At 74.0% G+C, this 10,229-nt stretch carries 8 protein-coding genes and 1 pseudogene; 5 read left to right on the forward strand and 4 right to left on the reverse strand.

Annotation, left to right across the window (positions count from 1 at the left end):
• The first annotated feature begins 24 nt into the window (after positions 1–24).
• The 4 genes from AWW66_RS18985 to AWW66_RS19000 all read left to right on the forward strand — a co-directional run bounded on the left by AWW66_RS18985 (position 25) and on the right by AWW66_RS19000 (position 5,051).
• The gene (locus AWW66_RS18985; RefSeq protein ID WP_067368097.1) at positions 25–1,641 is read left to right on the forward strand and encodes a glycosyl hydrolase family 18 protein; all 1,617 of its coding nucleotides are present in this window, start codon (positions 25–27) and stop codon (positions 1,639–1,641) included.
• Positions 1,642–1,816: 175 nt separating this feature from the next.
• Positions 1,817–2,398 (forward strand): hypothetical protein, encoded by a 582-nt coding sequence (locus AWW66_RS18990; protein ID WP_396890505.1) that lies wholly within the window; start codon positions 1,817–1,819, stop codon positions 2,396–2,398.
• A 94-nt stretch (positions 2,399–2,492) separates the two neighbouring features.
• A complete protein-coding gene (locus AWW66_RS18995) occupies positions 2,493–3,896 on the forward strand; it encodes a class II 3-deoxy-7-phosphoheptulonate synthase (protein ID WP_067368101.1) in 1,404 nt (467 codons plus the stop codon).
• 180 nt (positions 3,897–4,076) lie between these two features.
• The gene (locus AWW66_RS19000; protein WP_245648375.1) at positions 4,077–5,051 is read left to right on the forward strand and encodes a threonine aldolase family protein; all 975 of its coding nucleotides are present in this window, start codon (positions 4,077–4,079) and stop codon (positions 5,049–5,051) included.
• 131 nt (positions 5,052–5,182) lie between these two features.
• Here AWW66_RS19000 and AWW66_RS19005 read toward each other — a convergent pair whose 3' ends face one another.
• Together AWW66_RS19005 and pknB are read right to left on the reverse strand one after the other, a co-directional pair.
• Entirely contained in the window at positions 5,183–6,046 is an 864-nt protein-coding gene (locus AWW66_RS19005) for a deoxyribonuclease IV (RefSeq protein ID WP_067368107.1), read from the reverse strand.
• Position 6,047: 1 nt separating this feature from the next.
• A complete protein-coding gene (pknB, locus tag AWW66_RS19010; protein WP_067368111.1) occupies positions 6,048–8,027 on the reverse strand; it encodes a Stk1 family PASTA domain-containing Ser/Thr kinase in 1,980 nt (659 codons plus the stop codon).
• A gap of 176 nt (positions 8,028–8,203) precedes the next feature.
• Here pknB and AWW66_RS19015 point away from each other — a divergent pair, with 176 nt between their 5' ends.
• Positions 8,204–8,596, forward strand: coding sequence for an Rv2175c family DNA-binding protein (locus AWW66_RS19015; RefSeq protein ID WP_067368122.1), 393 nt, complete (start codon positions 8,204–8,206; stop codon positions 8,594–8,596).
• Between the two features lie 149 nt (positions 8,597–8,745).
• Here AWW66_RS19015 and AWW66_RS19020 read toward each other — a convergent pair whose 3' ends face one another.
• Both AWW66_RS19020 and AWW66_RS34455 read right to left on the reverse strand, forming a co-directional pair.
• Complete coding sequence (locus tag AWW66_RS19020) at positions 8,746–9,828, reverse strand: polyprenyl synthetase family protein (protein ID WP_067368114.1); 1,083 nt, start codon at positions 9,826–9,828, stop codon at positions 8,746–8,748.
• Positions 9,829–9,965: 137 nt separating this feature from the next.
• A pseudogene (locus AWW66_RS34455) lies at positions 9,966–10,229 on the reverse strand (helix-turn-helix domain-containing protein); the annotation flags it as partial.

Below are 10,229 nucleotides of genomic sequence, written 5' to 3' on the forward strand. Positions count from 1 at the left end.
CCTAACTGTTAGGGGAGACGCGCCATGAAGAGATCGCTCCGCCGGGCCCTCTGGGTCGGCGCCGTGGTCGCGGTGACCGTCGCGACGGTACCGATGGCCGCCGCGTCCGGTGCCGGAAGTGTCACCGCCACCTTCGTCAGGGCGCAGGACTGGGGAACCGGCCACGAGACGAAGGTGACCATCACCAACGGGTCGTCCAGCACGGTCGCCACCTGGCGGATCGAGTTCGACCTGCCGGCCGGCACCTCGATCAGCAGTTCCTGGGACGCCGACGTCACCAGCAGCGGCAACCGCCACGTGGCGGTCAAGAAGAGCTGGGCCGGCAGCCTCGCCCCGGGCGCCTCGTTCAGCTGGGGCTACAACGGCACCGGGGCGTACCGGGCCCCGACGAGCTGCACCATCAACGGGGTCTCCTGCGCCGGCGGCACCACGCCGACCACCCCGCCCACCACCACCCCGCCGACCACCCGGCCGCCGACCACCCCGCCCACGACGCCGCCGGTCACCACGCCGCCGCCGGACCCGGGCGGCAAGAAGGTGGTCGGCTACTTCGCCCAGTGGGGCGTCTACGGCCGCAACTACCACGTGAAGAACATCCACACCAGCGGCTCGGCCGGCAAGCTCACCCACATCCTGTACGCCTTCGGTAACACCACCGGCGGCCGGTGCACCATCGGGGACAGCTACGCCGACTACGAGAAGGCGTACACCGCGGCGGACAGCGTGGACGGCGTCGCCGACACCTGGGACCAGCCGCTGCGCGGCAGCTTCAACCAGCTCCGCAAGCTCAAGAAGATGTACCCGCACCTGAAGGTGATCTGGTCGTTCGGCGGCTGGACCTGGTCCGGCGGCTTCACCCAGGCCGCGCAGAACCCGACCGCCTTCGCCGACAGCTGCTACAACCTGGTCGAGGACCCGCGCTGGGCGGACGTCTTCGACGGCATCGACCTCGACTGGGAGTACCCGAACGCCTGCGGTCTGACCTGTGACAGCAGCGGCCCGGCCGCCTTCCGGAACCTGGTCTCCGCGGTCCGGACCAAGTTCGGCTCCTCGGCGCTGGTCACCGCCGCGATCACCGCGGACGGCAGCAACGGTGGCAAGATCGACGCTGCCGACTACGCCGGCGCGGCCACCCACCTCAACTGGATCATGCCGATGACGTACGACTACTTCGGCGCGTTCAACGCCCAGGGGCCGACCGCCCCGCACTCCCCACTCACCTCGTACCCGGGCATCCCCCAGCAGGGCTTCTGGTCCGACGCGGCGATCCAGAAGCTCAAGAGCAAGGGCATCCCGGCCAACAAGCTCCTGCTCGGCATCGGCTTCTACGGCCGGGGCTGGACCGGGGTCACCCAGGCCGCCCCGGGTGGTACCGCCACCGGACCCGCCCCAGGCACCTACGAGCAGGGCATCGAGGACTACAAGGTGCTCAAGAACACCTGCCCGGCCACCGGCACGGTCGGCGGCACCGCGTACGCCAAGTGCGGCAGCAACTGGTGGAGCTACGACACCCCGTCCACCATCGGCGGCAAGATGACGTACGCGAAGAACCAGGGCCTCGGTGGTGCCTTCTTCTGGGAACTCTCCGGTGACACCAGCAACGGTGAGTTGATCGGCGCCATCAAGGGCGGTCTCGGCTGAGCCGAGTCCGACGCGGTACCCACCAGGCGGGGAGGGGTCGGTCGACCCCTCCCCGCCCGTCGCGTGGCCGGGCCGCCGGCGGGGCGCGGGCGGCCCGGAATGCAGCCGGATCGATGTGTCAGACTCGCGGTGACGAGGCAGGTCGATGCGGTGACCAGCGGGAGGACCCATGGCGGTGCGGACCGGAAAGGCGGCACTGGCCGTCGCTGTGCTCGCGTTCCTGCCGGTCGCGGTGACCGGCTGCGGCTTCGGCGACGACTCGACCGCCGAGCCGGCGCGCACGCCCGCCGAGGACGTCGCCGCAAAGTCGCGGGAGCGGGTGCAGGCGTACCTCGACGCCATGGTCGCCAAGGACGTCGCCGGCGGGCGCAACCAGCTCTGTGCCCCGCTCCAGGACGCCTTCGACGCCCACGCCACCGGCCCGAACGGCGACTTCGCCGACCACTTCCGGGTCACCGAGGCGGCGGTCACCGACGTCCAGCCGGGGCCGCGCGGGCAGGAGGTCACCACCACCCTGACCGTCGCCGCCGGCACGCGCACCGCCGTGCGGGCGCTGGACTTCACGGTCACCCGCAGCGGCACCGACTGGTGCATCGCCGGGGAGGCCCCGGGCACGCCGGCCCCGACGGCGAGCCCCGCCGAGCCGAGTGCCAGCGGCACGCCCGAGCCGCCCGTTCCGGGCGGTGTGACGCCCCGGTCCGACGATCCGGACCTGCCGGGGGCGGACCCGCCGGCACCGGGTGGGGACGCCGGCTAGCGGCACCGCGCCGCGCCCGTCCGTGATCTTCCATCTGCCGGAACCGTCCCCCTCCACGTGGGGTCCGGCCGACCGCCGCCGTACGCTTTCTGTCATGCGCCATGAGTGGCACCAGTTGAGCCATCCCGGGGTGGACAGCCCCGGCCTGCAGACCAGTCGACCCACCGTCGAGTCCGAGGACGCCGCCCTCGGCCTGGACCGCTGGCGGGAACTGCCCCGCGCCCAGACCCCGCCCTGGCCGGACCCGGCCCAGGTCGCCGAGGTCTGCCGGGTGCTGGACACCGTGCCCTCGGTCGTCGCGCCGTACGAGGTCGACGAACTGCGCCGGCGTCTGGCGCTGGTCTGCGAGGGCAAGGCGTTCCTGCTCCAGGGCGGCGACTGCGCGGAGACCTTCGCCGACAACACCGAGAGCCACCTGCTGGCCAACGCCCGCACCCTGCTCCAGATGGCGATCGTGCTCACCTACGGCGCGTCGCTGCCGGTGATCAAGGTCGCCCGGGTCGCCGGCCAGTACACCAAGCCCCGGTCGCTGCCGACCGACGCGCGGGGGCTGCCGGCCTACCGCGGCGACATGATCAACTCGCTGGAGGCGACGCCGGAGGCACGGGTCGCCGACCCGCAGCGCATGATCCGGGCGTACGCCAACTCGGCCGCCGCGATGAACATGCTCCGGGCGTACCTCGCCGGTGGGCTGGCCGACCTGCACGCGGTGCACGACTGGAACAAGGGCTTCGTGCGCAACTCCCCGGCCGGCGAGCGGTACGAGGCCATCGCCCGGGAGATCGACCGGGCCATGGCCTTCATCCGGGCCTGCGGGATGACCGACGACGAGGCGCTGCGCACGGTCACCCTCTACTGCTCCCACGAGGCCCTGGCCCTGGAGTACGACCGGGCGCTCACCCGGGTCTCCGGCAACCGGGCGTACGGCCTGTCCGGGCACTTCCTCTGGGTCGGCGAGCGGACCCGGCAGCTCGACGGCGCGCACATCGACTTCATCTCCCGCGTCGCCAACCCGATCGGGGTCAAGCTCGGCCCCGGCACCAGCCCGGACGAGGCGATCGAGCTCTGCGAGAAGCTCAACCCGGACAACGTGCCCGGCCGGCTCACCCTGATCAGCCGGATGGGCAACCACAAGGTCCGCGACGTGCTGCCGCCGATCGTCGCCAAGGTCACCGCCGCCGGGGCGAAGGTGGTGTGGCAGTGCGACCCGATGCACGGCAACACCCACGAGTCGTCCAACGGGTACAAGACCCGGCACTTCGACCGGATCGTCGACGAGGTGCTCGGCTACTTCGAGGTGCACCGGGGGCTGGAGACCCACCCCGGCGGCCTGCACGTCGAGCTGACCGGTGAGGACGTCACCGAGTGCCTCGGCGGCGCGCAGAACATCGCCGACCTGGACCTGCCGGGCCGGTACGAGACCGCCTGCGACCCGCGACTGAACACCCAGCAGTCGCTGGAACTGGCCTTCCTCGTAGCGGAGATGCTCCGTGGCTGACGCGAGGAGTGAGCTTGCGAGCCCCGCAGTCGGCGGCCGAAAGGATCACAGTGGCTGACGCGAGGAGTGAGCTTGCGAGCCCCGCAGTCGGCGGCCGAAAGGATGACAGTGGCTGAAGTGGCTTCCATTCGGGGCGTGGTCGACCTGCGGTCGGACACGGTCACCCGGCCGACCGCCGGGATGCGCGCGGCGATGGCCGACGCCGAGGTCGGCGACGACGTGTACGCCGAGGACCCGAGCGTGAACGCCCTGGAGGCGGAGGTCGCCGCGCTCTTCGGGCACGAGGCGGCGCTGTTCGCCCCGACCGGGTCGATGGCCAACCAGATCGCCCTGCAACTGCTCGTGCCCCCGGGCGAGGAACTGCTCTGCGACGCCGACGCGCACGTCGTCACGTACGAGATCGGCGCCGCCGCGGCGTACGGCGGGATCTCCTCGCGGACCTGGACCAGCGTCGGCGCGGACATCGACCCGGAGGTCGTCGCCGGGATGGTCCGCCCGGACGGGTACCACGCGGTGCCGACCCGGGCGATCGCCGTCGAGCAGACCCACAACCGGGGCGGCGGCGGGGTGATCCCGCTGGGCACCCTGCGCGACCTGCGCCGCGTCGCCGACGACGCGGGCCTCGGCCTGCACTGCGACGGCGCCCGGATCTGGCACGCGCACGTCGCCGACGGCGTTCCCCTGATCGAGTACGGCCGGCTCTTCGACACCCTGTCGGTGTGCCTGTCCAAGGGGCTCGGCGCACCGGTCGGCTCGGTGATCGTGGGCAGCGCCGAGAAGATGACCCGGGCCCGGCTGCTCCGCAAGCGGATGGGTGGCGGGATGCGTCAGGCCGGCGTCCTCGCCGCCGCCGGCCGGTACGCCCTGGCCCACCACGTCGAGCGGCTCGCCGAGGACCACGCCCGCGCGGCCCGGCTCGCCGAGGCGGTCGCCCCGTTCGGGGTGCTCGCCGCCCCGGTGCGGACCAACCTCGTCCCCCTGGACCTGGGCAAGGCGGCGCTGGACGCACCCGCCCTGGCCGCCGCGGCCCGCGCCGAGGGGGTGCTGGTCTCGGTGCTCGGGCCCCGGATCGCCCGCCTGGTCACCCACCTGGACCTCGACGACGCCGGGGTGGACCGGGCCGCCGACGTGCTGACCCGCATCCTGCGCGGCTGACCCCCCGGGCGTCCCGGCGCGGCCGACCCGGCCCGCCGGGATGCCCGCTGTGCCGACCCGTGCCCGCTGCGTCGATCCGTGCCCGCTGTGCCGATCCGTGCCCGCCGCGTCCCTGATCCCCGTCCCAGGGGTCAGGGACGCAGCCGCTTGAGCACGGCGATGTCCGCCGCGTGGCCCTCGTGCTTCTCGCCGCTCGGCGTCTCCACCAGCACGGGTACGCCCTCCGTGGCCGGATGCGTCATCAGCTCGGCGAAGGCCGGCTCCCCGATGCTGCCCTTGCCGATCGACTCGTGCCGGTCCCGGGTGGAGCCGCAGAGGTCCTTCGAGTCGTTGGCGTGCACCAGGTGCAGCCGGTCCGCCCCGACCGTCGCCACCAGGGTGTCCAGCGTCGCGGTCATGCCGCCCTCGACGGCCAGGTCGTGCCCGGCGGCCCAGGCGTGGCAGGTGTCGAAGCAGACCCCAAGCCAGGGGTGACGGTCCACCGCGTCGAGGTACGGGCCGAGGTGCTCCACCCGGGAGGCCAGTGACCGGCCGCCACCCGCGCTCGGCTCGACCAGCAGGCGGGGCCCGTCAGCCGCCATGACGCTGTCGAGCAGGGGCAGCAGCGTCTCGCGGACCTGCCGCATCGCCGTCTCGGCGTGGGTGGCGTCCACCGCGCTGCCGGCGTGGAAGACCACCCCCCGGGCACCGATCGCGGCGCCCCGGCGCAGCGCGTGCTCCAGGGTCGCCGCCGACTTGCTGACCGTCTCCGGCGTCGGGGAGCCGAGGTTCACCAGCAGCGAGGCGTGGATGAAGACGGGCACGTCGCGCTCGGCGCAGCCGTCGCGGAACAGGACGTCCTGGGCCGGGTCACCGGCCGGCAGCGCCCAGCCCCGCGAGTTGCCGACGTAGACCTGCACCACCTCGGAGCCGGCCGCGTCGACGTACGGCAGGGCCGCGCGGGCCAGGCCACCGGAGGTGGGGGTGTGCGAGCCGACCGGTCGGGTCACCGTCATGTCAGAAGCATCCGATGGTGATCTGGGTGCCCGGGGGCACCTGGGAGTTCTCGCCCGGGTTCTGGAAGCGGACGGTGCCCTCCGGGTTGAACTGCACCGACACCGGGAAGCCCTGACCCTCCAGCTGCTGCTTGGCCTGCTGGCAGGGCAGGTCGACCACCCGGGGCACGGCCACCTGCGGCGGGCCGTTGCTGACCTGGAGCCGCACCTTGGTGCCGCGCTCGACGCCCGCCCCGTTCTTGGGGTCCTGGTCGAGGACCTCGTCCCGGGGCTTGTCGGAGTCCTGGCGCTCCTCGACGACCTCCAGGCCGAGCCCGGCCAGCGTCGACCGGGCCTCGTTGAGGTTCTTGCCGACGAGGTTGGGCACGGTGATCGGGGCCCGTCCCCTGCTGAGGATCACGGTGATCTTCGTGTCCGGCCGGACCTCGGTGCCCGCCGCCGGCTTGGTCTCCACGACCACGCCCTCGGGCAGGCTGTCGTCGTACCGGGGGCTGCCCTTCTCCACCACCAGACGGGAGCTGACCAGATCCGCCTCGGCCAGCTCGAAGTCCTTGCCCACCACGTCCGGCACCGGGAAACGCTCCGGGCCCAGGGAGAGGGTGAGGGTGATCGAGCCGCCCTTGAGGATCCGCTCGGCCGAGGCCGGTTCCTGCCGGATCACCCCGTCGCGGGGCACCTCGGCGTGGTGCTGCGGCTCGGCGTACACCAGGGTGAAACCGCCCCGGGTGGCCTGCGCCTCCGCCTGGGCCTTGGTCAGGCTGACCAGCTCGGGCGCAACCGTGTACCGGCGCACCCCGAACCACCAGCCGCCCGCCGTGGCGACCAGCACCAGAGCCAGGACGGCCGCGACGATGCCCAGTCGGCCCCGGGAGGCCGCCGCCACCCGCTCCCGGACGACGCCCAGGCGGTCGACCAGACCCGGCTGGGCCGGCGCGGCCCGGCGGCGGTGCGGGCGGGCCTCGGTCTCCGGCAACCGGGCCCAGGACGGCCGCTGCGCCGGCTGCACCGCCGCGACCACCATGGTCGGCTGGGACACCGGCATGTCGTCGGTGACCCGGCGGATGACGGCGGTACGGGTGTTCTGGTTGCCCAGGTCCTCCCGGGCCGCCTGCGCCTCGGTCAGCAGCGCGCCGGCGTCGGTCGGCCGGGCGCCGGGATCGCGCCGGGTGGCCCGGGTGACCAGCTCGTCCAGCGCCCGGGGCAGGCCGGGGACCAGCGTCGACGGGGCGGGCACGTCCCGGTCGACGTGCTGCCAGGCGACGTCCACCGGGCGGTCGCCCTCGTAGGGCACCCGGCCGGTGAGCATCTCGAACAGCACGATGCCGGCCGCGTAGACGTCGGTGCGGGCGTCGGAGCGCCCCTCGGTGACCAGCTCCGGCGACACGTACGCGACGGTGGCCATGAGCTGGTTGCCGTTCGCGTCGTCCGCGCTGGCCGCGACCGCGCGGGCCAGGCCGAAGTCGGCCACCTTGACCACGCTGTCGACCAGGTTGGCCGCGCCGCCGGTGGGGGCCTCGGCGACCAGCACGTTCTCCGGCTTGACGTCGCGGTGCACCAGGCCGGCCCGGTGGGCGGCGGCGAGCGCGGCGAGCATCTGCTCGGTGATGGCCAGCGCCTCGTCGGGGTGCAGCCGGTGCCGCTCGGCCAGCACGTCGCGCAGCGTCCGGCCCCGGACGTACTCCATGACCAGGTACGGCAGGCCCTGGTGGATGCCCTGGTCGTAGACGGCGACCACGTTGGGGTGGGTCAGCCGGGCGATCGTCTTCGCCTCGTCGGTGAACCGGTGCCCGAACCCCGGCCCCCGGCTGCGGCCGTCGGACGCCTGGGACGGATGAATGATCTTCACCGCGACCGTGCGTTCGAGTCGCTCGTCGGTGGCGGTGTAGACGGTCGCCATGCCACCACGGGCCACGCGACCGCGGATGCGGTAGCGCCCGTCGAGCAGCGAGCCCAGCAGCGTGTCGGCGACCTGTGTGTCCATCGGCGAGAAGTGTAAGTCTCCAGAGGGTGGCAGCAGAACAGGATGTTACCGCCGGGGTGCGACAGTCGGGGAGCCGGCGCGTTCGGGCAGCTCACGGCCGGTCTGGTCGGACCCGTGCCGGCCGGCGCGCCGGGGTGGCCGTGGTCGGCCGGGCCGGCACGTGGCAGGGTGACCGGGTGACCGAACCCGTTTCCGCCAACCCGGGGCCGACCGACGCCGACCTCGCCGGGCCGACCGATCCCGCCGGTTGGCTCATCCTGCCCGACGTCGCCGAGCGGCTCGACCTGTCGATCAGCAAGGTCCACCAGATGATCCGGGACCGGGAGCTGCTCGCCGTCCGCCGCGACGGGGTCCGGCGGATCCCCGCCGACCTGGTCGCCAACCGTACGGTGCTCAAGCACCTGCCCGGCGTGCTCCACCTGCTCACCGACGCCGGTTACGGCGACGAGGAGATCGTGCGCTGGCTCTACGAGCCGGACGGGACGCTGCCCGGCGGCACCCCGGCGACCGCGCTCGGCGGCGACCAGGCCCGCGAGGTCAAGCGCCGCGCCCAGGCCCTCGGCTTCTGAGGCCGCCCGCACCGAACCGCCGGCCCTGGGCCGCCGCCGTCGTTCCGCCGGCCCTGGGCCGCCGCCGTCGTTCCGGCCTGGGGCCGCCGCCGTCGTCTTGCCGGCCCGGGCCCGCCGGCCCGTCGCTCCGTGACCCTCCGCCGGTCCGCTCAGTCGGACCGGCGGGTCGCGGCGATGGCCAGGTCCACCAGGGCCTGCCGGGCCTCGGTGCCGAGGTCGACGGCGGTCAGCGCGGCCAGCGCGGCGTCGGTCAGCGTCACGATCCGCTGCTCGGTCCGGGTCAACGCCCCGCTGGCGACGATCAGCTCCCGCAGCCGGATCACCCCCGCCTCGTCCAGCTCCGGGTCACCGAGCGCGCCGAGCAGCACCTCCCGCCCGGGGTCGTCCAGCGTCTCCACCGCCGCCGCCACCAGGTAGGTCCGCTTCCCCTCGCGCAGGTCGTCGCCGGCCGGCTTGCCGGTCTGCGCCGGGTCGCCGAAGACCCCCAGCACGTCGTCGCGTAGCTGGAACGCCTCGCCCAGCGGCAGCCCGTACGCCGAGTAGGACGTCCGCACGTCCGGCGGCGCGTCGGCCAGCGCGGCGCCGAGCAGCAGCGGCCGTTCCACCGTGTACTTCGCCGACTTGTACCGGGCCACCTTCCCGGCCCGTTCCAGCGAGGTGTCGCCGGTGGCCTGGGTGAGCACGTCGAGGTACTGGCCGACGGTGACCTCGGTACGCATCTCGTCGAAGACCGGCCGGGCCCGCGCCACGGTCTGCGGGGGGAGCCCGGCCGAGTGCAGGATCTCGTCCGACCAGACCAGGCACAGGTCCCCGAGCAGGACCGCCGCCGCGTCGCCGAAGCCGTCCGGGTCACCGCCCCAGCCGGAGCTGCGGTGCCGGGCGGCGAACCGCCGGTGCACCGACGGCTCGCCGCGCCGGGTGTCCGACCGGTCTATCAGGTCGTCGTGGATCAGCGCGCTGGCCTGCACGAACTCCAGCGCGGCGAGGGCGGTCACCAGCTGGTCGGAGTCGGTGCCGCCGGCGCCCCGGTACCCCCAGTAGGCGAAGGCCGGCCGGAGTCGTTTGCCGCCGCCCAGCACGAACGACTCGATCGCCTCGGCCACCGGGGCCAGGGCGGCGTCCACCCCGGCCATCCAGGCCCGTTGGTCGGTGAGGAACTCCGTGAGGGCCTTGTCGATACGGTGCCGCAGGTCCGCGCGGTCGACGGGGGATACAGGAGCAGCGTGGGTCACGTCCCCGACGCTATCGGGTCGCGGCTCGGCGGTGGCGCAGGACCGTCCGTCCGACGCGCGGGGCGTCCGCCGTCCGACGCGCGGGACGTCCGCCGTTCGGCCGAGGGGCCGGCGGGTCCGCCGCCCCGGCCGGTGGGTCACGGGCGGGCCGGGGGCACCGGCCGGGGCAGGTACGGGGTGGCCGCCGTGACCAGCGCGAGGTGCCGGCGGACGGCCGGGGCGTCCCGCTGCGGGCCGAGGCGTCGCCGGAACCCGGTGAGCTGGCGTACCGCCCGGGGCGAGCCGGCCCGGATCGCGTCGAGCAGCGCCGTGTCGGCCGCCGCGCAGGCCCACTGCACCTCGCCGAGTTGCAGGTGGGCGCGGGCGAGCCAGCTCCCGTAGACGGCCCCGCTGCGCGGTCG

Origin of the sequence: Micromonospora rosaria, from assembly GCF_001567585.1 — a bacterium.
Taxonomy (GTDB): domain Bacteria; phylum Actinomycetota; class Actinomycetes; order Mycobacteriales; family Micromonosporaceae; genus Micromonospora; species Micromonospora rosaria.